At 51.4% G+C, this 22,558-nt stretch carries 23 protein-coding genes; 22 read left to right on the top strand and 1 reads right to left on the bottom strand.

Going from position 1 to position 22,558, the window contains the following annotated elements; genetic code table 11:
- The first annotated feature begins 42 nt into the window (after positions 1–42).
- The 19 genes from argC to mgtE all read left to right on the top strand — a co-directional run bounded on the left by argC (position 43) and on the right by mgtE (position 17,775).
- Entirely contained in the window at positions 43–1,077 is a 1,035-nt protein-coding gene (argC, locus tag IR195_RS20340) for an N-acetyl-gamma-glutamyl-phosphate reductase (RefSeq protein WP_206048460.1), read from the top strand.
- Positions 1,078–1,292: 215 nt separating this feature from the next.
- Entirely contained in the window at positions 1,293–1,646 is a 354-nt protein-coding gene (gene erpA, locus IR195_RS20335; RefSeq protein ID WP_083007796.1) for an iron-sulfur cluster insertion protein ErpA, read from the top strand.
- Positions 1,647–1,795: 149 nt separating this feature from the next.
- Positions 1,796–2,566: a transporter substrate-binding domain-containing protein gene (locus tag IR195_RS20330; protein WP_125753310.1), complete on the top strand. Its 771-nt coding sequence runs from the start codon at positions 1,796–1,798 to the stop codon at positions 2,564–2,566.
- 99 nt (positions 2,567–2,665) lie between these two features.
- Positions 2,666–3,337 carry an amino acid ABC transporter permease gene (locus tag IR195_RS20325; RefSeq protein WP_120386006.1) on the top strand — a complete coding sequence of 224 codons (672 nt, stop codon included), beginning with the start codon at positions 2,666–2,668 and terminating at the stop codon, positions 3,335–3,337.
- A gap of 10 nt (positions 3,338–3,347) precedes the next feature.
- Entirely contained in the window at positions 3,348–4,106 is a 759-nt protein-coding gene (locus IR195_RS20320; RefSeq protein WP_125753307.1) for an amino acid ABC transporter ATP-binding protein, read from the top strand.
- A gap of 565 nt (positions 4,107–4,671) precedes the next feature.
- Positions 4,672–6,576: a tRNA uridine-5-carboxymethylaminomethyl(34) synthesis enzyme MnmG gene (gene mnmG, locus IR195_RS20315; RefSeq protein WP_206048459.1), complete on the top strand. Its 1,905-nt coding sequence runs from the start codon at positions 4,672–4,674 to the stop codon at positions 6,574–6,576.
- Positions 6,573–7,238: a 16S rRNA (guanine(527)-N(7))-methyltransferase RsmG gene (gene rsmG, locus IR195_RS20310; protein ID WP_206048458.1), complete on the top strand. Its 666-nt coding sequence runs from the start codon at positions 6,573–6,575 to the stop codon at positions 7,236–7,238. Before mnmG ends, rsmG begins: the two co-directional genes overlap by 4 nt.
- Positions 7,238–8,005, top strand: coding sequence for a ParA family protein (locus IR195_RS20305; RefSeq protein ID WP_125753298.1), 768 nt, complete (start codon positions 7,238–7,240; stop codon positions 8,003–8,005). The genes rsmG and IR195_RS20305 overlap by 1 nt, the downstream gene beginning before the upstream one ends.
- A 24-nt stretch (positions 8,006–8,029) precedes the next feature.
- Positions 8,030–8,959 carry a ParB/RepB/Spo0J family partition protein gene (locus IR195_RS20300; protein WP_146942219.1) on the top strand — a complete coding sequence of 310 codons (930 nt, stop codon included), beginning with the start codon at positions 8,030–8,032 and terminating at the stop codon, positions 8,957–8,959.
- A 217-nt stretch (positions 8,960–9,176) separates the two neighbouring features.
- Positions 9,177–9,572, top strand: coding sequence for an ATP synthase subunit I (locus IR195_RS20295; protein ID WP_125753292.1), 396 nt, complete (start codon positions 9,177–9,179; stop codon positions 9,570–9,572).
- Positions 9,573–9,584: 12 nt separating this feature from the next.
- A complete protein-coding gene (gene atpB / locus IR195_RS20290; RefSeq protein WP_206048457.1) occupies positions 9,585–10,412 on the top strand; it encodes a F0F1 ATP synthase subunit A in 828 nt (275 codons plus the stop codon).
- Positions 10,413–10,492: 80 nt separating this feature from the next.
- A complete protein-coding gene (gene atpE, locus IR195_RS20285) occupies positions 10,493–10,720 on the top strand; it encodes a F0F1 ATP synthase subunit C (protein WP_038479860.1) in 228 nt (75 codons plus the stop codon).
- A 78-nt stretch (positions 10,721–10,798) separates the two neighbouring features.
- Positions 10,799–11,269: a F0F1 ATP synthase subunit B gene (locus IR195_RS20280; RefSeq protein ID WP_038479857.1), complete on the top strand. Its 471-nt coding sequence runs from the start codon at positions 10,799–10,801 to the stop codon at positions 11,267–11,269.
- A gap of 11 nt (positions 11,270–11,280) precedes the next feature.
- Entirely contained in the window at positions 11,281–11,814 is a 534-nt protein-coding gene (locus IR195_RS20275; protein WP_206048456.1) for a F0F1 ATP synthase subunit delta, read from the top strand.
- A 16-nt stretch (positions 11,815–11,830) separates the two neighbouring features.
- A complete protein-coding gene (gene atpA, locus IR195_RS20270; protein WP_125753284.1) occupies positions 11,831–13,375 on the top strand; it encodes a F0F1 ATP synthase subunit alpha in 1,545 nt (514 codons plus the stop codon).
- Positions 13,376–13,440: 65 nt separating this feature from the next.
- Positions 13,441–14,328, top strand: a complete 888-nt coding sequence (gene atpG / locus IR195_RS20265; RefSeq protein WP_125753281.1) for a F0F1 ATP synthase subunit gamma — start codon at positions 13,441–13,443, stop codon at positions 14,326–14,328.
- 76 nt (positions 14,329–14,404) lie between these two features.
- Positions 14,405–15,784, top strand: a complete 1,380-nt coding sequence (atpD, locus tag IR195_RS20260) for a F0F1 ATP synthase subunit beta (RefSeq protein WP_038479845.1) — start codon at positions 14,405–14,407, stop codon at positions 15,782–15,784.
- Positions 15,785–15,808: 24 nt separating this feature from the next.
- A complete protein-coding gene (locus tag IR195_RS20255) occupies positions 15,809–16,237 on the top strand; it encodes a F0F1 ATP synthase subunit epsilon (RefSeq protein WP_125753279.1) in 429 nt (142 codons plus the stop codon).
- Positions 16,238–16,392: 155 nt separating this feature from the next.
- Positions 16,393–17,775 (top strand): magnesium transporter, encoded by a 1,383-nt coding sequence (gene mgtE / locus IR195_RS20250; protein ID WP_125753276.1) that lies wholly within the window; start codon positions 16,393–16,395, stop codon positions 17,773–17,775.
- 10 nt (positions 17,776–17,785) lie between these two features.
- On the opposite strand, the gene IR195_RS20245 is transcribed toward mgtE, so the two are convergent.
- Positions 17,786–18,979 carry a cation diffusion facilitator family transporter gene (locus tag IR195_RS20245; RefSeq protein WP_146942221.1) on the bottom strand — a complete coding sequence of 398 codons (1,194 nt, stop codon included), beginning with the start codon at positions 18,977–18,979 and terminating at the stop codon, positions 17,786–17,788.
- A 199-nt stretch (positions 18,980–19,178) separates the two neighbouring features.
- On the opposite strand from IR195_RS20245, the gene IR195_RS20240 reads away from it, so the two are divergent.
- The 3 genes from IR195_RS20240 to glmU all read left to right on the top strand — a co-directional run bounded on the left by IR195_RS20240 (position 19,179) and on the right by glmU (position 22,526).
- Positions 19,179–19,979, top strand: coding sequence for an undecaprenyl-diphosphate phosphatase (locus IR195_RS20240; RefSeq protein WP_125753270.1), 801 nt, complete (start codon positions 19,179–19,181; stop codon positions 19,977–19,979).
- A 62-nt stretch (positions 19,980–20,041) separates the two neighbouring features.
- Positions 20,042–21,142, top strand: coding sequence for an FAD:protein FMN transferase (locus IR195_RS20235; RefSeq protein ID WP_125753267.1), 1,101 nt, complete (start codon positions 20,042–20,044; stop codon positions 21,140–21,142).
- Between the two features lie 19 nt (positions 21,143–21,161).
- Positions 21,162–22,526 (top strand): bifunctional UDP-N-acetylglucosamine diphosphorylase/glucosamine-1-phosphate N-acetyltransferase GlmU, encoded by a 1,365-nt coding sequence (gene glmU / locus IR195_RS20230; RefSeq protein WP_125753264.1) that lies wholly within the window; start codon positions 21,162–21,164, stop codon positions 22,524–22,526.
- The last annotated feature ends 32 nt before the right edge of the window (positions 22,527–22,558 follow it).

Below are 22,558 nucleotides of genomic sequence, written 5' to 3'. Positions count from 1 at the left end.
TATTGTTGGGTCTGACTGTGCATAATGCGCAAGGAGTGGTTTGTGATTAAGGTTGGCATTGTAGGGGGTACCGGCTATACCGGCGTTGAGCTGTTACGGTTACTTGCCCAGCATCCTCATGTAAGCGTAGAAGCCATTACCTCGCGCTCGGAAGCAGGCGTGAAGGTATGCGACATGTATCCCAACCTGCGCGGCCACTATGACGCCCTCACGTTTAGCGAGCCAGATGCCAAGGCACTGGGTGCACTGGATGCGGTATTCTTTGCGACCCCCCATGGAGTCGCTCATGCACTAGCGGGCGAACTGCTCGACAATGGCACGCGAGTAATCGACTTATCGGCTGATTTTCGGCTGCGCGACGCCGCCGAATGGAGCCAGTGGTACGACCAACCTCATGGCGCCCCGGAACTGCTAAAAGAAGCCGTGTATGGCCTGCCAGAAATGCATCGAGAGAAAATCAAAAAGGCTCGCTTAATTGCCGTACCAGGCTGCTACCCAACGGCTGTTCAGCTGGGCTATCTGCCGCTTTTGGAAGCTGGTTTGATTGACCCAGGCCAGTTAATCGCTGACTGCAAATCAGGCGTTACCGGCGCAGGCCGCGGTGCCAAAGTTGCCTCGCTACTGGCCGAGGCCAGCGAATCGATGAAAGCCTACGGTGCGTCTGGACATCGCCATTTGCCTGAAATTCGTCAAGGCTTAAGCGATATGCAGCCAAACGCCGTGGGGCTTACCTTTGTGCCGCACTTAACGCCGATGATCCGCGGCATTCATGCCACGCTCTATAGTACGCTAACTGAAGAGCCAGGCGATTTACAGGCACTCTTTGAGCAGCGTTACGCCCACGAGCCGTTTGTTGACGTCATGCCAGCAGGCAGCCATCCGGAAACTCGCAGCGTCAAAGGCAATAATACCTGCCGTATCGCTGTTCACCGTCCTGGCAATGGCAATACTGTCGTCGTGCTCTCGGTCATTGATAACCTCGTTAAAGGCGCATCAGGCCAAGCGATTCAAAACCTCAACCTCATGTTTGGCTTTGACGAAAATATGGGTCTCAACGCCCCAGCGTTGATGCCTTGAATCACACCAAATACCAGCATGCAGAGGGCAGCTCAAAGAGGAGGTCATTTGCCAGGGAAGGCAAATGTAGCGTCCAAGGAAGGATTCAAAGCGCCTCCTCGGCGAGCTGCCCTCTGCTTGATACCCCAACACAATAGTTGACCATTTTGCTGGGAATTACCCATAATCACACTCCGATGCCGATTATTTGTTCTTAAAGCTCGCGGGAGGTACCCATGAGCGGTGCAGAAGCTTTTGTTCCAACGCCTCTATTATTGTCCGACAGTGCCCGGAAGCGTATTCAAGCACTCATGGCAGAAGAGGCTAACCCTGCGCTGAAACTCCGCGTTTATGTCACCGGTGGTGGCTGCTCGGGGTTCCAGTATGGGTTTGATTTTGCTGAAAACGTGGCCGAAGACGACACGTTAATTGAATTTGGCGATGCGATCCTCGTCGTCGATCCTCTCTCGTACCAATACCTGGTAGGTTCAACCATTGACTATGAAGAAGGGTTAGCAGGGGCCCGTTTTCGTGTTCAAAACCCCAATGCTACGACCACCTGCGGCTGTGGAGCTTCCTTCATGGTCTAACCAACGTTGGTAACAACCCCCTCCCCGTGACTTGACGCCTTGGTGGTTTCTCGCCAAGGTTAAAAGGTCAATAACGGTTGCAGACGGAATTTATAAGCGTAAATCTTCTATAAATCGCGTCGCTAACCAAATAAAACACGGGGAAACGAATGAATTACCTACTAAAAAAATCTGTGATTGCTACCACCCTTGCACTGGGGTTAGGCAGTACCACTGTCGCGTTTGCACAAACACCTTCTGTCAATGTGGCCACCGACCCAAGCTTTGTGCCGTTTGAAATGATGGATCCGGAAACCGGCGAAATGATCGGTTTTGACATGGATATCATCAACGCAATCGCCGAGCGCGCTGGCTTTGAAGTTAACCTCACCACGATGGAATTCGCCGGCATCATTCCCGCCGTCCAAACCGGTAGCCAGGAAATTGCCCTTGCAGGCATTACCATTACCGAAGAGCGCACCGAAGTTGTCGACTTCTCTGATCCCTACTACGACTCAGGTCTGCAAATTATCGTACGCGCCGACAACGAAGAAGTCTCTTCGCTTGAGGACCTAGCGGGGCTCACCGTTGCCACCAAAATCGGCTCTACCAGCTACGATTTCCTGCAACAGGAACTCGGTGAAGATGCCGACATTACTCCCTATCCAGGCACCGCCGATATGTACATGGCGCTGTTAGGGCGCAACGTGGATGCCGTACTGTACGATGCCCCTAACGTTGCCTACTTCTCACAGACCCGTGGCGAAGGCCGTACCAAAGTGGTTGGCCCGCTGTATGAAGGCCAGCAGTACGGCATCGTTTTCCATAAAGGTAGCGAGTGGGTAGAGCCTACCAACGAAGCACTTGCTTCCATGCGCGAAGACGGCACCTATGATGAAATCTATACCAAGTGGTTCGGCGAAGCTCCCAGCGCTGAATAACCTCGCTGTTCGCTATTGATAACGAACACTTTTCATCTCAGGGCCGGGCGGCTATTCCCCCCGGCCCTGTGTCGTTGTTTATTTTTCTGGAGATAACGCGTGGACGTTAACTTTCAGTTTGATTGGTCGGCCGCATTTGGGTCGATCCCCTATCTGTTACCAGGCATTCCTTGGACGCTGCTTATATCGTTCGGCGGCTTAGCAATCGGCTTCTTTATTGGCATATTCTTTGGCTTATTGCGTATTAGCCCAGTGCGCTGGCTACGCTGGCCAGCAGTTTTATACGTCGAAGTATTTCGTGGCACGCCCATTTTAGTGCAGGTTTTGTTTATCTTTTATGGCTTACCCCAATTGCTGGGAGGCCCGATCAACGCACTCGTTGCCGGCATTGCCGCGATCGCCATTAACTCAGGGGCTTATATCTCTGAAATTGTGCGCGGCGGCGTGCAGTCTATCGAACGTGGCCAGCGAGAAGCGTCACTTTCGCTAGGCTTATCTCGTACTCAAGCTTTTCGCTACGTAATTTGGCCCCAAGCCCTGCGGCGCATGATTCCTCCACTGGGTAACCAGGGCATCATCAGTATCAAAGATACCTCGCTATTTTCAGTCATCGGGGTCGGTGAATTAGTCCGCCAAGGGCAAATCTATATTGCCACTACCTTTACCGCACTTGAGGTCTATTTCATGGTGGCGCTGATGTACCTTGCCATCACCTGGACTCTCTCTTTGATTCTGCGCCAAATTGAGCGCAGAGGCCTCGCAGGACAATAAGGAACGTGCAATGACCTCTACCCAATCGCCAATTGTGCGTATGCAGCAGCTCAATAAGCATTTTGGCAGCCTGCACGTACTCAAAAATATTGATCTCGAAATTGTGCCTGGTGAAGTCGTCGTTATCATCGGTGCCAGTGGCTCAGGTAAATCAACGCTCATCCGCTGTATCAATGGCTTAGAAGAGTTTCAAGCTGGCTCTCTTGATGTTGATGGCAACCAATTACTGCCCAACGGTAAAAGTAGTAAGGCGCTGCAAACTATCCGTACTGAAGTCGGCATGGTGTTTCAGCAGTTCAACCTTTTTCCCCACTTGAGCGTGCGCGACAACGTTACTCTTGCCCCCATGAAAGTGCGGGGATGGAACCGTCAGGATGCCGAAGAGACCGCTGAACGACTGTTAGAGCGCGTTGGTATTGCCGACCAAGCAGCTAAGTACCCAAGCCAACTTTCAGGTGGGCAACAGCAGCGTGTGGCGTTAGCCCGGGCATTAGCCATGGAACCTCGTCTTATGCTGTTTGACGAGCCTACATCAGCGCTTGACCCTGAAATGATCGGCGAAGTACTGGACGCCATGCGTGAACTTGCCGAAGAAGGCATGACCATGGTGATTGTGACCCATGAAATGGGCTTTGCCCGCGAAGTGGCAGACCGTGTCATTTTTATCCATAAAGGCGAAATTACCGAACAAGGTCCCCCCGAGCAACTGTTCGATACGCCACAACATGAGCGAACACAATCCTTCCTTGCACGTGTTTTGAAGCATTAATGTCGCAATTAATCTGACTTTTTTGCTCATTTTTGCCCCGCTAAATGGCCTGTCACCGCGACAGGCCATTTTTTTTGCCTGTGGATACTATTTTTTACACGCTGGGGCATATCGCTCTACGATGCCTACCATGAGCGCTAATAAGGTCTTTTGAAGATACCAATCGCACTTGTTCACAGGTGCGGTAACAAACTCGGTATGGGCCGGTGGATAACCCGTTGTTTGCTATGCTTGTGTGTAAGTTGCACTTTCATCCACAGGAGTAACACCGTTTCTACGCAGGTACTCCGCCGTTTAATCATGTAAAAACTAACAATTTAAAAACCTGAAAAATAATGATTTATTACAGTTATCAACAGATTTTGTCCACACCAGTAGTTACAACATCAACAGAACTTCTCTTATATATTTTTATTTTGTTATTAATAATAGATGAATGCTTCGTTTAGGGTGTGGAAAAACCTGACGGTTACCCACAGGAGGTTTATACTGGCGGGCTTACTCAATCAGTGAACCAATACTGACTCACATCATCCGTGCCGAATGGCACAAGACGAGGTGCCTCTTGAACTACCCCGACCGCTTTGACGTGATTGTCATCGGCGGTGGCCATGCGGGAACTGAAGCCGCATTGGCCTCTGCTCGTATGGGTTGTCAAACCCTATTGCTAACCCACAACATCGAAACGCTCGGCCAAATGTCGTGCAATCCAGCGATTGGTGGGATTGGCAAAAGCCACCTGGTAAAAGAAATTGATGCACTCGGTGGTGCAATGGGGCTAGCCACGGACTTAGGCGGCATCCAGTTTCGGGTATTGAACGCTCGCAAAGGTCCAGCCGTTCGAGCAACACGTGCTCAGGCAGACCGAGTTCGCTATAAAGCTGCTATTCGGGGAATGTTGGAAAACCAACCAAACTTAACCATTTTTCAGCAAGCCGCTGGCGATCTGATTGTGGATAACAACACTGTTCGAGGCGTTGTGACCGAAACAGGCATCCGCTTCCATGCGGAGTCCGTTGTGCTGTCAACCGGTACGTTTTTGGGTGGCGTTATCCACATTGGGTTAGATCAAAGCCGCGGTGGCCGCGCCGGTGACCCGCCTTCCAACGCGCTAGCTGAACGCTTACGCGCACTGCCGTTTCGCGTTGATCGACTAAAAACCGGAACGCCTCCACGAATTGATGCCAAAACTGTTGATTTTACAGCGTTGGAAGAACAGCCAGGTGACACCCCCACGCCGGTCATGTCGTACCTTGGTTCACGGGAGATGCATCCACAGCAGGTGAGTTGCCACATAGCGCACACCAATGAGCGCACCCATGAAATCATCATGGCGAATCTTGATCGCTCGCCTATGTATTCCGGTGTGATCGAAGGCGTTGGTCCGCGATACTGCCCATCGATTGAGGACAAAGTTCACCGCTTTGCCGACAAATCAAGCCATCAGGTGTTTATCGAGCCTGAAGGATTGGATACCCATGAGCTCTATCCCAACGGAATCTCGACGTCGTTGCCTTTTGATGTTCAGCTACAAGTGGTTCGCTCAATTAAAGGCTTAGAAAACGCTCATATCACGCGGCCTGGTTACGCTATTGAGTACGACTTTTTTGACCCCCGAGATTTAAAACACTCCTTGGAAACTAAATTTATCCACAACCTGTTTTTCGCCGGACAAATAAACGGTACAACCGGCTACGAGGAGGCTGGAGCTCAAGGGCTGTTAGCAGGCTTGAATGCTGCTCGCCGCGCCAAACAGTTGGAAGCATGGCACCCTCGCCGTGATGAAGCTTATCTAGGCGTATTAGTGGATGATCTGATTACTATGGGCACCAAAGAGCCCTACCGCATGTTTACCTCGCGTGCGGAATACCGTCTGCTGCTACGCGAAGACAATGCTGATCTGCGCTTAACGGAAAAAGGGCGCGAGCTTGGCTTAGTTGATGACAAACGTTGGTCGTCATTTAGCCAGAAACGCGAAGCCATCGAGCGGGAAACAACACGCTTAGCTACTGTTTGGGTACAGCCCAATACGCCAGCTGCCGCTAAAATCGCTGAAAAAACCGGTCGGCCGCTTCCTCGAGAGTACTGTTTAAGTGACTTGTTGAAGCGCCCAGAGCTTAGCTATGCAGATATTACATCGCTGCCTGGTATCGAAAGCGGCGGTGTTGACGATGACGCAGTTGCTGAACAGGTACAAATTCAAGCGAAATACCAGGGGTATATCGACCGTCAACAGGATGAGATCGATAAGCTCAAACGCCATGAAGCGACACCGCTGCCAGCCGAACTGGATTATCAACGGGTAGAAGGGCTATCCAATGAGATCCGCCAAAAGCTCAGTGAAACGCGCCCCGAAACCCTGGCGCAAGCCGCTCGGATTTCCGGCGTGACCCCTGCAGCGGTCTCTATATTGCTAATACATTTGAAAAAACGTCGCTTAGTCAGTTCTAGCGAGGTCATTAACGGATGAGTCGATTAACGCCGTTGATCAACAGCTTGCCTGAAACCGTTGCTCCCCGACTGGAAGAAGGATTAGCAACATTAGGAGTCATTGTTACTCCCCAACAGCGCGAACAACTACTTGGTTTGCTCGCGCTGTTGCACAAGTGGAATCAGGCTTATAACCTCACCGCTGTACGCGATGTTGAAGAGATGGTTTCACGGCATGTATTAGATAGTGCTGCTGTTGCCCCTTATGTTCATGGACCACAGATCCTTGATGTAGGTGCTGGCCCCGGTTTGCCCGGCCTTGTGCTTGCTATCTTGAAGCCTGAACTGCAGGTAACGCTACTCGATAGCAATGGCAAAAAAGTTCGCTTCCAACGTCAAGCAGTGATGGAGTTAGCGCTGACAAACGTTACCCCTACCCAAGCACGTGTCGAGCAATTCAATGGCCAGACGTTTGATCAAGTGATTTCCCGAGCCTTTGCCAGCTTGGTAGACTTTATCTCGCTAACCCGAGCGCTACCGGCAGCTCATGGGCAGTGGCTTGCTATGAAAGGCCCTAGCGCTGATGATGAACTGCGGGAGTTGCCTAACTACGTTGAGCTCCAGGCGCGTCACCTACTGCGTGTTCCCTTCGAGACGGCCGAGCGGCAGCTGTTGATTCTGACCCCAAAAGGAGTTGAGTAGTGAGCCAGATCATTGCCCTGACCAACCAAAAAGGCGGTGTGGGCAAGTCCACTTCAGCCGTTAATCTCGCCGCCAGTTTGGCAGCACTTGACCGTCGTATCTTGCTGGTAGATTTAGACCCACAAGGGCATGCCAGCATGGGCAGTGGTATCGACAAGTACGCGCTTGAAAAAAGTGTACTTGATGTGCTGCTGGGAGAAACAACCGCAAGCGACGCCATCGTTAGCGATTTACCTGTAAAATATGACGTCCTTCCCGGTAATGGCGACTTAACAGCCGCGGAAGTAGAGCTGCTCGATAGTGACCAGCGCCAAAGTCGCTTGTCGTTAGCACTGCAGACGGTGGCAGATGACTATGATGTCGTCCTCATCGACTGCCCACCGTCGCTGAATATGCTTACCGTGAATGCGTTGACAGCCGCCAATGGGGTGCTTATTCCATTGCAGTGTGAATTCTATGCATTGGAAGGATTATCAGCGCTGCTGGATACCGTTGAGCAGATCAAACAGAGTGTTAATCCTGATCTAGCCGTTTCTGGCATTCTGCGTACTATGTACGACAAGCGCACCAGTTTGACGCGTGAAGTGGACAAACAGCTGAGAGATTTTTTTGGCGATGCGCTGTTAAAAACAACCATTCCACGCAATGTAAAGGTTGCTGAAGCACCAAGCCATGGCTTACCTGTTACTCAATACGCACGTTTTTCGCGGGGTAGCCAGGCTTATCGTGTGCTTGCAAAAGAGATGATTCGGCGGCTATCGCTGTAACGTAAAAAGTACGAGGGGAAGCGAATGACGCGTAAACGCGCGCTAGGACGTGGCCTGGATGCCCTGATTGGTGCGGGCGCCCGTCGTCGTGACAGTTTAGATCTTACCGGTGGCGTGACGCTGGATGGTGAAGACACGTTGCTGCCTGCAGCGTCAACGGAAGAAGCGGCGGCTGAGCGGCTAGAACGGTTACCTCTTGGCCAACTGAGCCGTGGGAAATATCAGCCACGTCGCGATATTCAACCCGAAGCATTGGAAGAGCTTGCCGATTCCATTCGCGCACAAGGGGTGATGCAACCTATTGTGGTTCGCCCAGTAGGTGAAGAGCGCTATGAAATTATCGCGGGTGAGCGCCGCTGGCGTGCTGCGCAGTTGGCCGAATTAGATGTTATCCCCGCCGTTATTCGCGATGTCAGTGATGAAGTAGCACTTGCCCTGGCGCTGATTGAAAATATTCAGCGCGAAAATCTTAATGCCATTGAAGAAGCACTTGCCTTAAAGCGCCTGGGCGATGAGTTTGAGCTTACCCAGCAGCAAATTGCTGATGCAGTCGGTAAGTCGCGCACTCAAGTCGCCAATTTATTGCGCTTGTTAGCGTTAGACCCTGAAGTGCAAACGCTGCTGGAACGCGGCGATTTAGATATGGGCCATGCGCGAGCCTTGCTATCGCTTAACAGCACCCAGCAGCGCCAAATTGCCCATGAAGTGGTCAATAATGATTTGACCGTTCGTGACACAGAAGCGTTGGTTAAAAAAGTTCAAGCTAACCAGACACCTGCCCAGACACCGCCGCGTACTGCCAAAACACCGGATGTTGCACGACTTGAAACACATCTGGGGGAATTGCTAGGCGCGCCCGTTTCCATTGATCACGGGCAAAAAGGGAAGGGGAAGGTGACAATCCGTTATACCAGTCTTGAAGAGCTCGACGGGATTTTGGCGCATATTAAATAGCAGGCTTACTAAAATAGACGCTTATTTTAACCCTTTGGTCGCAAGTCGACACTGAATCGCGCGAAATCGGCGCAACTTCGGTTGAAGGTGTGATAGCGCTTCCCTATAATCGCGCAAGATTTGTGCAGGTAACTGATGATTTATTGAGCAGCAAGCTGTAAGCGTGACTTATTAATTGTGCTGGGGAATCATGTGCTGAAGATCTATCTGAAGAATTATGCAGCGACTTGAGGCCCAACGGCGAAAAGCTTACTTCTTCAGGCTGACAGCAATTCAGTTGCTAATGACGTTAGTCGGTATGCTATTGGCTTTCCCTGTTGCTCATATGGCAGGCGCATTGTCGGTAGCTACAGGAGCATTAGTAGCGCTGTTGCCGCACATTTTTTTTATACAGCGAATGGGAATTTTCCGAACAAGGCATCGCGCTCCGCGCGCAATGGACCTATTTCGCGCCGAAGCAGGCAAGTTTGGTTTGACGGTGGCACTGTTTTCACTGGTGTTCGTTGTAGTGCCCCCCTCAAACCCCGCTTTCTTTTTTTGCGCTTACGTTGCGATTGTTCTGACGCATTGGTTAGCACCATGGCTAATGCTTGGAAATCGCACAACTAATTGAGGTGACATGTCTATGGCCGCAGGAAACGAAGTCTCAACGACTTACTATATCCAGCACCACTTGCAGAACCTAACCTTTGGCAAGCATCCAGAAAATGGTTGGTCGCTGGCACATTCGGCGGAAGAAGCCAGCGAGATGGGCTTTTGGGCTATCCATCTGGACACCATGGGCTGGTCGATTGCGATGGGCTTGTTGTTTATCTGGCTTTTCCGTAAAGCTGGTAAAATGGCAACCACTGGCGTACCTGGCGGACTGCAAAATGCCGTAGAGATGGTGTTTGAATTTGTTGAGGACATGATCAAAGGGGCCTTTAAAGGGCATAACCCGATTATTGCGCCGCTTGCATTAACGTTGTTCGTGTGGATTCTCTTCATGAACACGCTGAAAATTATCCCGGTCGACTACTTCCCCGTGTTGTTCAGTAAACTGGGCGTCGACTACATGAAGATTGTGCCAACTACCGATGTTAATGCCACATTGGGGCTAGCGCTGGGTGTGTTCGGTCTGATTCTTTATTACAGCTTCAAGGTGAAAGGCGTTGGTGGCTTTGCCAAAGAGCTTTCATTGACACCCTTTAACCATTGGGCCTTGGTTCCATTCAATTTGCTGCTTGAAATCGTTGCCCTACTTGTTAAACCGTTCAGCTTGGCGATGCGTCTTTTCGGCAACATGTTTGCCGGTGAAGTTATTTTTATCTTGATTGCTATGCTGCCGTTCTGGGCGATCTGGGTACTCGACGTGCCGTGGGCGATTTTCCACATCTTGATTGTCGTTCTTCAGGCATTCATTTTTACCGTATTGTCAGTAGTGTATTTAAGCGCTGCGCACGAGCATCACTAAGACGTGCTGCTTGTTAGAGATTAACCCTTAACATCAACCCTCAACCTTGACCTTTAACTTGAAAAACTAGGAGCATTACCATGGAACTAATCTACATTGCTGCCTCCATCATGATCGGCTTAGGCGCTTTGGGCACCGGTATCGGTTTCGCTATCCTCGGTGGCAAACTGATCGAATCTACTGCTCGTCAGCCGGAGCTTGGTGACCAACTTCAAACCAAAACCTTCCTGATGGCTGGTCTGCTGGATGCTGTACCGATGATCGGTGTTGGTATCGCGATGTACCTGATCTTCGTTGTTGCCGGTTAATGACAGCTTAGCCGGGCGGCAGTCCCGCTCGGTTTTGTTTCACTCCGGTCGCCACGAACTTGTCAGAGGTACATCCCTGTGAATATCAACATGACGCTTATCGGGCAGACGATCGCCTTCGCGATCTTTGTCTGGTTTTGCATAAAGTATGTGTGGCCTCCGATCAGCAACGCGCTTCACGAGCGTCAAAAGAAAATTGCTGATGGCTTAGACGCAGCTAGCCGTGCTACTCGCGATCTTGAGCTTGCTCAAGAGCGTGCAGAGCAGACACTGCGTGAAAGCAAGGAGCAGGCTTCTCAAATCCTCGAGCAAGCCAACAAGCGCTCTGCTCAAATGGTTGAAGAAGCACGCGAACAGGCCCGCGCCGAAGGCGAACGCCTCATGGTTAGTGCACGTTCTGAAATTGAGCAAGAAGTTAATCGTGCAAAAGACGAGCTTCGTGCCCAAGTTTCTCATCTTGCCATTATTGGTGCCGAGCGTGTGCTAGAAGCTTCGGTCGACGAGAAAGCACATCGCAAGTTACTTGATGAGCTTGCTGCTGAACTGTAAGGAGGTGACCCATGGCGGAATTACTTACCGTCGCTCGTCCTTACGCTAAGGCGGCGTTTGAATACGCGCGTGATCATAAGGCGCTTGATAGCTGGACCCAAGCGCTTAGTTTTTTAAGCGCTGCGGTAGCTGACAGCGATCTACGTCGTCTGTTGGGTAGTCCAAAACTTGAAAACGACAAAAAGGTAGCGCTGCTTTCGGATATGTTGCCCGAAGAGCAGGAAGACCTGTCGCGTTTTTTGGATACCCTGGCTGACCAAGGTCGCTTGTTAGCACTGCCCTTCATTGCTGAACAGTTCGAGTACTTACGTGCTGAACATGAACAGCGTGTTGATGTGACGGTGACGTCAGCTTATAAGCTGACTGCCGCACAGCAGACCAAGCTAGCGAACGCGCTTAAGAAACGTCTGAATCGCGAAATCTCCATTACTACTCAAGTGGACAAGACGCTTATTGGTGGTGTCATCCTACGTGCCGGCGATACCGTTATTGACGGTTCGGTACGTGGTCGATTGAACCGCCTTTCCGAAGCGCTGACCGCTTGAGTCTGAGGGACATGGCATGCAGCAACTGAATCCTTCCGAGATCAGCGACATCATCAAGCAGCGAATTGAGAAGCTTGACGTCGCATCCGAAGCCCGTAATCAGGGCACCATCGTCAGCGTTTCCGACGGTATCGTGAAAATTCACGGCCTCGAAGACGCGATGTTTGGTGAAATGATTGAATTCCCTAACAGCATTTTTGGCATGGTACTGAACCTGGAGCGTGACTCCGTTGGTGCCGTTGTCTTGGGTGACTACCTGCAACTTCAAGAAGGCATGACCGCTCAGTGTACGGGTCGTATCCTAGAAGTGCCGGTAGGTCCTGAGCTGGTAGGTCGTGTGGTCGATGCGCTGGGTAATGCCATCGACGGCAAAGGCGATATCAACGCCAAAATGACAGATGCGGTAGAAAAAGTAGCGCCTGGCGTTATTACCCGTCAGTCCGTTGACGAGCCGATCCAAACCGGTCTGAAATCCATCGACGCCATGGTGCCAATCGGTCGTGGTCAGCGTGAGCTGATCATCGGTGACCGTCAGATTGGTAAGTCAGCCATTGCTATCGATGCGATCATCAACCAAAAAGGCAAAGGCGTTACTTGTGTTTACGTGGCGATTGGTCAGAAGCAGTCGACCATTGCTAACGTGGTACGCAAGTTAGAAGAGCACGGCGCGCTGGAACACACCATCGTTGTCGCTGCTGGCGCTGCTGATCCTGCACCGATGCAGTTCTTGGCCGCCTATTCTGGTTGCACCATGGGTGAGTACTTCCGTGACCGTGGTGAAGACGCACTGATCGTTTATGACGATCTGTCCAAGCAGGCTGTGGCTTACCGTCAGGTATCACTACTGCTGCGTCGTCCGCCGGGTCGTGAGGCCTATCCTGGTGACGTTTTCTATCTCCACTCACGTCTGCTAGAGCGCGCTGCGCGCGTTAATGCTGATTACGTTGAGAAATTTACTAACGGTGAAGTAAAAGGCAAAACCGGTTCTTTGACCGCACTGCCGATTATCGAAACCCAAGGTGGAGACGTTTCTGCGTTCGTTCCGACCAACGTTATCTCGATCACCGATGGTCAGATCTTCCTGGAAACCAACCTGTTTAACTCCGGTATTCGTCCGGCGATTAACGCAGGTCTATCGGTTTCTCGTGTTGGTGGTGCTGCGCAGACCAAAATTATCAAGAAGCTGGGTGGCGGTGTTCGTCTGGCCTTGGCTCAGTACCGTGAGCTAGCGGCGTTCTCGCAGTTTGCTTCTGATCTAGATGAAGCGACCCGTAAGCAGCTTGAGCATGGTCAACGCGTTACCGAACTGATGAAGCAAAAGCAGTACTCGCCGATGTCAGTGGCGGAAATGGCGCTGTCTCTGTACGCCGCTAACGAAGGTCACTTGGATGATGTGAGCGTCGATAAAGTGTTGGACTTCGAACGTGCTCTGCACGATTACATGAAGTCTGAGCACAGCGATCTGCTCGATAAGATCAACCAGACCGGCGACTACAACGGCGAGATTCAGGACGGCTTGAAGTCAGGTCTCGAGAAGTTCAAGGCGACTCAGAGCTGGTAATGTCCGGCCCGCCTGTGGGCGGGCTTGCATGCTTTCTGAGAGCCACGAACGAAGGGTAGATCGCTATGGCAGCTGCAAAAGAGATACGCACCCAGATCGGGAGCATTAAAAATACGCAGAAGATTACCAGCGCCATGGAAATGGTAGCTGCATCTAAAATGCGTAAAGCACAAGATCTGATGAAGGCTGGCCAGCCGTATGCCAAGCAGATTCGTAATGTGGTAGGCCACATTGCCGACGCAAATCCTGAATACAAGCACGACTACATGGTCGAGCGTAATGAGGTGAAGCGCGTTGGTTACATTGTGGTATCTACTGACCGCGGTCTGTGTGGTGGCTTAAACGTCAACCTGTTTAAGGCAGTGGTGAAAGATGCCGTTGTCTGGAAACAGCAAGACGCTGAGCTAGACTTCTGCGCCCTCGGCTCTAAAGCCGGCGCCTTTTTCCGCAACTATGGAGGCAACCTGGTTGCTGCCAAGAGCGGATTAGGAGAGTCGCCGACTGTCGAAGGACTGATCGGTAGTATAAAGGTCATGTTAGAAGCGTACGACGCAGGACGTATTGACCGCTTGTTTGTGGTGTATAACGAATTTGTTAACACCATGACGCAACGGCCCGTCGTACGTCAGCTTCTTCCGTTGTCGTCCGATATGGGCGAAGACGCGGAGCATGACGAAGAAAACGCCCGTCCCGGAAGCTGGGACTACCTGTATGAACCGGATGCCAAGGCGTTGCTAGACAGCCTGTTGGTTCGATTCATCGAATCACAGGTGTATCAGGCGGTAGTCGAAAACGGTGCGTGCGAACAGGCCGCCCGAATGATCGCTATGAAGAGTGCCACTGATAACGCGGGCAACCTGATCGACGATCTGGAGATGGTATACAACAAGGCCCGTCAGGCCGCCATCACCCAGGAAATTTCCGAGATCGTCGGCGGCGCTTCAGCCGTATAACGCCTAAGGAGCTAGCTATCGCAAAGGTAGCTCCTGGCAGACAGGTTTCATTTGCAGGTTTTTGAGAGGAACCAAGATGAGCGGACGTATCGTACAAATCATCGGCGCGGTGATTGACGTAGAGTTTCCGCGGGACTCTGTGCCCAAGGTCTACGACGCGCTGAAGGTCTCTAATGCTGAGACCATCCTCGAAGTCCAGCAGCAGCTGGGCGACGGCGTGGTGCGCACCATTGCCATGGGCTCTACCGAGGGCTTGAAACGTGGCTTGGACGTGACCAACACAGGTACCGCGATTTCCGTACCCGTCGGTAAGGAAACGTTGGGCCGCATCATGAACGTGCTCGGTGAGCCGATTGATGAAGCTGGCCCGATTGGCGAGCAAGAACGCATGCCAATCCACCGTAAAGCACCAAGCTACGCTGACCAAGCAGCGTCCAATGAGCTGCTGGAAACCGGTATCAAGGTTATCGACCTCGTTTGCCCGTTCGCTAAGGGCGGTAAAGTTGGTCTATTCGGCGGTGCGGGTGTAGGTAAAACCGTTAACATGATGGAGCTTATCCGCAACATCGCCACCGAGCACAGCGGCTACTCTGTATTCGCCGGTGTAGGTGAGCGTACGCGTGAGGGTAACGACTTCTATCACGAAATGACTGAGTCCAACGTTATCGACAAGGTATCGCTGGTTTACGGTCAGATGAATGAGCCGCCCGGCAACCGTCTGCGTGTTGCGCTGACAGGCCTAACCATCGCTGAAAAATTCCGTGATGAAGGCCGCGACGTTCTGCTGTTCGTCGATAACATCTATCGTTACACCCTGGCCGGTACTGAAGTATCTGCTCTGTTGGGTCGTATGCCATCTGCGGTAGGTTACCAGCCGACGCTGGCTGAAGAGATGGGCGTTCTGCAAGAGCGTATCACCTCTACTAAGACGGGCTCTATCACGTCTGTACAGGCCGTATACGTACCTGCGGATGACTTGACCGACCCATCGCCGGCGACGACCTTCTCGCACTTGGACGCCACCGTTGTATTGGCACGTTCAATTGCAGAACTTGGTATTTATCCTGCGATTGACCCGCTGGACTCTACGTCACGTCAGCTAGATCCGCTGGTCGTTGGTGAAGAGCACTACAACGTAGCACGTGGTGTACAGAACGTTCTGCAGCGTTACAAAGAGCTGAAGGATATCATCGCGATCTTGGGTATGGACGAGTTATCTGATGAAGATAAGTTGGCTGTATCTCGTGCGCGTAAAATCCAGCGCTTCCTGTCGCAGCCGTTCTTCGTTGCTGAGGTATTCACTGGTTCGCCCGGTAAGTATGTTTCTTTGAAAGATACGATTCGTGGCTTCCAGGGCATTCTCGCGGGCGAGTACGACAACCTGCCGGAACAGGCCTTCTACATGGTAGGCTCCATCGACGAAGCTGTCGAAAAAGCCAACCAGATGAAGAAGTAATCCCGTCCATTAGGGGGATTCGCTATGGCGAATAGCTTCACTTGCAATATCGTCAGCGCTGAAGATTCCATCTTTACAGGTACTGTTGAGATGGTGGTAGCTGCAGGTATTATGGGTGACCTCGGTATTTTGCCGGGGCACACCCCGCTGCTGACCGAGCTTCAGCCCGGTCCGGTACGCGTGATACACGATGGTGGCAAGGAAGAGAACTTCTTTGTCTCCGGTGGCTTCATGGAAGTACAACCGACCATTGTTACGATCCTGGCAGATGCAGCGACGCGTGCTAGTGACCTCGACGAGGCCGCTGCTGAAGAAGCGCGTCAGCAGGCGTTGAAAGCCTTTAATGAGAAGTCATCGGAGCTGGATTATACCCGTGCTGCCGCTGAACTTGCCGAAGCCGTTGCACAGCTGAGAACGATTCAGCAGCTGCGCAAAAAGGCGGGTAAAGGCTAAGACACGCGCTAGCGTGCATAAAGCGCTCCTTGAACCCGAGAGGGTTTAAGGAGCGTTTTTTTTGTCTGGTACTATGAAAAAGCGTATTCAGTGTCTGGACGCTCATCTGTAACACCTCATCTGCACACTGTGCGTCTGCACAAAGGGAGATAGCGATGTCATTGAACGATGAAGCCTTGCAGGAATTAAAAACCGAACTGCTCGACGAGTTGGCCAAGGAAGCGCCCAGTAAATCATTACTATCTTTGCGTTTGGCCGAAACCCGCTCGGCAGATATTGGTGAGGTAATTGAAGAGCTAATCGAAGACGATGAAGCGCTTTCGGCAGCGCTTGCCCTACTTGATATTCTTTCGACTGAGCGTGCTGCCAATGTCCTGGGTTATTTACCAGGAGAGAGCCAGCTTGAGGTCGTCGGTAAGCTGTCGGACACCCAGGTACTGAAGCTTCTTGAAGAGATGGGCTCCGATGAACGGGCGGATTTATTTAATCTCTTAGATGAGGACCGTCGAGAAGCGTTGTTACGCCGTATGGCTCATCAAGAGCGTGAAGATCTTAAACGCCTGGCAAGTTACGAAGAAGGTACGGCTGGCGCCATCATGACCTCTGACTATGTCGCCATAGCCAGTGGCATGACGGTGTCACAAGCCATGATGCGGGTTCGCCAAACGGCCCCAGATGCGGAAACGGTGTATCAGCTTTATGTACTCGACAGTAGTGGCCAGTTAATAGGCACTATGTCGCTGCGCCAACTGATGGTGGCACGCCCCGGGGCGTTAGTTGATGACATTATGATTAAAGACGTTATCAGCACACCGGTCGATGCAGAGCAAGAAGAGGTGGCGCGCATTGTGGCTCGCTATGACCTGCTGGCATTGCCTGTGTTGGATGCTGATGGCCGTATGGTAGGCATCGTCACCCACGATGACGCCATGGACGTTGCTGAGTCGGAAGCCACCGAGGATATCCATAAAGGGATGTCTATCGGCCAGTTAGAGGATGGTGTTAGCCGTGTGCCGCTATGGAGTCTTTACCGCAAGCGTGTTACCTGGCTGGTCCTGCTGGTATTTGCCAATCTTTTTTCAGGCGCTGGCATTGCTTACTTTGAGGACACGATTGCAGCCCAAGTTGCGCTGGTGTTTTTCCTGCCGCTACTGATTGGTAGTGGTGGTAACGCGGGAGCTCAGGCAGCGACGCTAATGGTACGCGGTATGGCAACTGGCGATATTGGCGTGAAAGACTGGAGTAAGATGTTAGGCCGTGAACTGCTGGTCGCTGGCTCTTTGGGCCTTACCATGGCAATTGCAGTCGCACCTATCGGGATTTTCCGTGGTGGTGAAGCGGTAGCCATCATTGTGGCGTTAAGCATGGTGACCATTGTTCTGTTTGGTAGCATGATCGGCATGTGCCTACCGTTTGTACTAGAGCGCTTTAAGGTCGATCCTGCCACTGCTTCAGCCCCGTTGGTAACCACGTTAATTGATGCCTCTGGGGTATTGATTTACTTCACCATTGCCACCGCCATATTAGCAAACGTATAGCTTGTGTTTATTAACGCATGGCACTGCTGGCTGCGCGGGTAATAAACATAACTTCTACGTGACCCAGCCACTCAATATCGCTGGCGAGCGCCTTTAGTTGGCTGGCTAGGCACTGGGGAGGCTGGTGTACGGAATCGCCAATAATCAGCGATACCGACACTTTATCGTCCAAGTAGTGGAGTTGCAGCTCGGTTAATGTGCGCCAGACAGGGTGCATATACCAGCGCTCATTCAGCGCGGCTTCTACTTCGGGCCGCAGTGGCAGGCCGGGAAGGCGACTGGGATCGCCTTCTCCGGCATCATCTTCGGGGTCAATGTGAAAAATAACATCGGTGAGCAACGGAAACTCATGCCGTAAGCGTCGACTTACTTCGTTGCCGATTTCATGGGCTTCAGACACGGTGATTTTTGGCCCGACCACCACATGTAAATCGACCATAACCCAGCCTGCCGACTGGCGAGTTCGTAAGTCATGGACACTGTCGACTCCCGGAACGCTTTGAGCAACATCATGCATTTGCCGTTGAACGCTTTCAGGTAGTGCGGTATCGACTAATTCTCTGGCTGACTCCCAAAGTAAATCCCAACCTACTTTGCCAACTAATAAGCCAACAATGATGGCGGCAACGGCATCTAGCCAGCCTAAACCAAACTGCGCACCAATTAATGCAACCAACACCACTGCAGTGGAGAGTGCATCGCTGCGCGAATGCCAAGCGTTTGCTTCCAGCAGCTTAGATTTAACGCGTTTAGCAACGCGCATGGTATAGCGAAAAATCCACTCTTTACTGAACAAGGCGATGACGGTAATCACAATAGCCACCAAGCCTGGAGCCTTAACCTCAGTACCACTAAACAAACGATCAAGGCTAGACCAGGCGATACCACCCGCCACAAAGATCAGTACGCTACCCAACAGTAACGTGGTTAGGGTTTCGATACGGCCATGACCATAATGGTGATCATCGTCGGGTTCCTGGCGGCCGTAGTGAATAGCGGCTAGCACAAAGCCGTCGGTCACAAGATCTGAAAGTGAATGGATACCATCGGCAATCAACGCTGCCGAGCCTACCCAAAAGCCGACTACAACTTTAACAATGCTCAACAAGCCATCCAGCCAAGCGCCAATATAGGTAACACGCTTGGCTTCTCGGCTATCTAGCTCATGCTTGGGAACCACTGGAGATTCTACGGTCTGAGTCATGAGGGACCTTGCTGGGGCACATGCTTCCAATAGCTGACTATTGTAGCGCACAGTGCCTTAGCGCTATAGCTTCTTGTGCGTTTGCCCCTATGCTGGATGCGGACAATGAATTAAGGGATGTGTATCCTTAGCGCCATTGCGAGCGCATGAATGTCACAAAGCACATAAATATCATTAATAGTTAAGCACGGGATAACCCATGGATTGGTTACAGGTAGTTGTGTTAGCGGTAGTTCAGGGGCTCACAGAATTTTTACCCATATCGAGTTCGGCTCATCTGATATTGGTACCTGTTTTGACTGCTTGGGAAGACCAGGGGCTAGCCTTTGATGTGGCGCTGCATCTTGGCAGTTTAAGCGCCGTTGTGATCTATTTTCGGCACGAAATTGGCAGAATGATCGCTAGCAGCTTGGCCGCACTTCGCGGCCAAGTGGTTAATGATGATGCGATGTTGGCGTTTTGGGTCGTTATTGCCACCTTGCCAGTGTGTATTATCGGGTTTCTGCTTCACGATGTGATCTCAGGTTACATGCGCTCTACGCTGATCATTGGTGCCAGTTTGATTGTTTTTGGTCTGCTGCTTGGTTACGCAGACTGGAAAAAACGCGGCACGCGTAGCGAATACCAAATGACGTTAAAAGATGTGCTTATCATTGGCGGCGCTCAAGTATTGGCACTCATTCCAGGCACCTCGCGCTCAGGCATCACTATTACAGCGGCATTAATGGTGGGGATGAGCCGAGAGGGCGCAGCGCGGTTTTCATTTCTACTGTCAATTCCTGTGATTGTGCTGGCGGGGGGGCTTGAGGCAATAAACTTACTGAAGGACCCTCAGTTAATTGATATACCGGCCATGTTGGTGGGTACTTTACTCTCGGGTATTAGCGCCTATGTGTGTATCCACTACTTCCTGGTTGTGATTAAAAAGCTAGGCATGCAGCCATTTGTAGTATATCGGGTGCTGTTTGGGGCTTGGTTGCTATGGTTTTTCCACTTCTAGTTGTTTCAGTGATAGAGGTTTTCCATTGTTAACCCAGTGCGTTTTATTCAAGGAAAAATAAAATGAAGATTAATTCTCGGTGGTTAAAATGTTCGGGATTATTGCTCATTGCTGCTGGGGCATTAATGGGGTGTTCAGAAAATGATCGGCCTTTAGATACCCCTGTTCGCTTTGAAGGCGGTATTTTTGGGACGTTTTATCAAGTCACCATTGCGGACCCGCTAACCCAAGGCGAGGCGAATGCACTGGAAGAAGGTTTCCTAGCGGAGCTCAACGACGTTGATCAAGCGATGTCGACTTACCGTGATGACGCCGAGCTTGTGGTGTTTAATGATGCTCCCCTTAATGAATGGCAACCGCTGTCTAACGAGTTAATTGAAGTACTTGCGATTAGCCACTCGGTATCAGAAGCAAGCAACGGCGCGTTTGATATTACCGTTGGCGATGTGGTCAATTTATGGAGTTTTGGCCCTGAGGCACGTCCTGAAGAGGTGCCTTCAGACGCGGAGCTTAGCGAACGCATGGCCACAATTGGCTACGATGCAGTTGAAGTCGATACTCAGCTTATGCAGGCGCGACGCTCCCGTGATGTGTTTGCTGACTTATCGGGTGTGGCTAAGGGACATGGCACTGACCGCGTTGGGGCATACCTGGATCAGCAGGGGATTGAAAACTATCTGGTCAATATTGGTGGCGAATTAATTGCCCGTGGATACCGTGACTTAGAAGAACAAAGCCCTTGGCGTGTTGGGATTGAGGTACCCCATAACGGCGTACCAGAAGCGCAGCATGTTATTCCTCTTGAAAATATGTCGGTTGCAACATCGGGGGATTATCGCAACTATTTTGAAGTCGATGGTGAGCGTTTCTCCCACACTATCGATCCTCGCACCGGTCGGCCGGTTAAGCATCAATTAGCGTCCGTGTCGGTTTTTCACCCCTCTAATGCATGGGCCGACGCGTGGTCCACGGCTATCTCAGTCGCAGGTAGCGAAGAAGGGATGCAGATGGCAATTGAGAATAATCTCAATGTATTGATGTTAGTGAAAGAGAACGATCATTGGCGAAGCGTGGCCAGCCCCGCCTTCGTGGAATACTTCGATGAAGCGCTTATCGATGAACTGGGTATTGAAGCCTGGGAAGCTCCCGCCGCCAACCGCTAAACCGTTACAGGTGACTAAAATGCAAGACCTTGATGTCGTTATCCTTGCCGCTGGAAAAGGCACACGTATGCGTTCACAAATACCCAAAGTGCTGCATACGCTGGCAGGCAAATCGATGGTGCAACATGTGTTAGATACTGCCAATGGTCTTACGCCTACTCGCACGCATGTCGTGATTGGCCACGGTGCTGACCAACTACGCGAAGCGCTGGCAGAGAGCAATGTAACGTTTGCGGTTCAGGAAGAGCAAAAAGGTACCGGCCATGCGGTTGCCCAAGCGCAGTCTCAATTAGGTAATGGAAACGTGTTGGTTCTGTATGGCGATGTGCCTATGATCCGCCGTGAATCACTGATAGCACTTCTCAGCCACGTTGATGAGCAGCACATGGGGCTGCTAACCGTTACGTTGGAAGATCCGTCTGGTTACGGACGTATTGTGCGCAATGATGACGGTGAGGCAGTGGCTATTATTGAGCAAAAAGATGCCAGTGCCGACCAGTTGGCCATTACCGAATGCAATACCGGCATCATGGCGATGACCAGTGCTCAGCTTAAGCGGTGGCTACCACAGCTTTCTGCCGAAAATGCCCAGGGCGAGTACTATCTAACGGATGTGATTGCGATGGCGGCAAACGAAGGCATTAAAGTGTGTACTGCCCAGCCAGCCAGTGCCGTTGAAGTGGAAGGCGTGAATAACCGCTCACAAATGGCGCGTTTAGAGCGCGCTTATCAACTGCAGCAAGCCGAGACGTTAATGGCCCAAGGCGTTGCGTTGGCCGACCCGGAAAGAATTGATATACGCGGTAAGCTCACCTGTGGTCATGATGTGTTTATCGACGTGGGCTGTGTGTTTGAAGGTGACGTAGAGCTGGGTGAAGGGGTGCGGATTGGACCTTACTGCGTGATTAAAAACAGCACGATTGGCGCTGAAAGCGTTATCGACAGCCATAGTGTGATCGACACAACCGTCGCTGCTGGTTTGAACCAAGTTGGCCCCTTTGCACGGCTACGCCCTGGCACACGCCTAGCAGTCAAAGCCAAGGTAGGAAACTTTGTTGAGACCAAGAATGCTGATGTTGGTGAAGGAAGTAAAATTAATCACTTAAGCTATGTTGGTGATGCCCGCTTAGGTCGTGATGTGAATGTTGGTGCAGGCACCATTACGTGTAATTATGATGGTGTAAATAAACATCGCACCGAGATTGGTGATAACGCTTTTATAGGTTCTAACAGCGCCTTAGTGGCACCAGTGACGGTGGGTAAAGGAGCGACTGTAGGTGCAGGCTCCACCATTTGCAAAGATGTAGCAGAGCATGCGTTGGCGGTTACTCGCAGCAAGCAACTAGAAAAAGCGGGTTGGCCGCGCCCCGTTAAAAAAAGCTAACTAGGTTATTTTCTAACTGAATTGTGAGCTTC

It is taken from the genome of Vreelandella venusta (assembly GCF_015689495.1).
Taxonomy (GTDB): Bacteria; Pseudomonadota; Gammaproteobacteria; order Pseudomonadales; family Halomonadaceae; genus Vreelandella; species Vreelandella venusta.
This window is presented reverse-complemented; position numbering and strand designations above follow the sequence as displayed.

Excerpts from the sequence above, each read along its gene's own strand:
- IR195_RS20300 (WP_146942219.1), top strand. The coding sequence starts at position 8,030 with ATGACGCGTAAACGCGCGCTAGGACGTGGCCTGGATGCCCTGATTGGT.
- atpA (WP_125753284.1), top strand. The coding sequence starts at position 11,831 with ATGCAGCAACTGAATCCTTCCGAGATCAGCGACATCATCAAGCAGCGA.
- IR195_RS20240 (WP_125753270.1), top strand. The coding sequence starts at position 19,179 with ATGGATTGGTTACAGGTAGTTGTGTTAGCGGTAGTTCAGGGGCTCACA.
- atpB (WP_206048457.1), top strand. The coding sequence starts at position 9,585 with ATGGCCGCAGGAAACGAAGTCTCAACGACTTACTATATCCAGCACCAC.
- atpG (WP_125753281.1), top strand. The coding sequence starts at position 13,441 with ATGGCAGCTGCAAAAGAGATACGCACCCAGATCGGGAGCATTAAAAAT.
- IR195_RS20245 (WP_146942221.1), bottom strand. The coding sequence starts at position 18,979 with ATGACTCAGACCGTAGAATCTCCAGTGGTTCCCAAGCATGAGCTAGAT.
- IR195_RS20320 (WP_125753307.1), top strand. The coding sequence starts at position 3,348 with ATGACCTCTACCCAATCGCCAATTGTGCGTATGCAGCAGCTCAATAAG.
- IR195_RS20255 (WP_125753279.1), top strand. The coding sequence starts at position 15,809 with ATGGCGAATAGCTTCACTTGCAATATCGTCAGCGCTGAAGATTCCATC.
- IR195_RS20275 (WP_206048456.1), top strand. The coding sequence starts at position 11,281 with ATGGCGGAATTACTTACCGTCGCTCGTCCTTACGCTAAGGCGGCGTTT.
- atpD (WP_038479845.1), top strand. The coding sequence starts at position 14,405 with ATGAGCGGACGTATCGTACAAATCATCGGCGCGGTGATTGACGTAGAG.
- IR195_RS20235 (WP_125753267.1), top strand. The coding sequence starts at position 20,042 with ATGAAGATTAATTCTCGGTGGTTAAAATGTTCGGGATTATTGCTCATT.
- glmU (WP_125753264.1), top strand. The coding sequence starts at position 21,162 with ATGCAAGACCTTGATGTCGTTATCCTTGCCGCTGGAAAAGGCACACGT.
- IR195_RS20330 (WP_125753310.1), top strand. The coding sequence starts at position 1,796 with ATGAATTACCTACTAAAAAAATCTGTGATTGCTACCACCCTTGCACTG.
- IR195_RS20295 (WP_125753292.1), top strand. The coding sequence starts at position 9,177 with ATGCAGCGACTTGAGGCCCAACGGCGAAAAGCTTACTTCTTCAGGCTG.
- rsmG (WP_206048458.1), top strand. The coding sequence starts at position 6,573 with ATGAGTCGATTAACGCCGTTGATCAACAGCTTGCCTGAAACCGTTGCT.
- atpE (WP_038479860.1), top strand. The coding sequence starts at position 10,493 with ATGGAACTAATCTACATTGCTGCCTCCATCATGATCGGCTTAGGCGCT.
- erpA (WP_083007796.1), top strand. The coding sequence starts at position 1,293 with ATGAGCGGTGCAGAAGCTTTTGTTCCAACGCCTCTATTATTGTCCGAC.
- mgtE (WP_125753276.1), top strand. The coding sequence starts at position 16,393 with ATGTCATTGAACGATGAAGCCTTGCAGGAATTAAAAACCGAACTGCTC.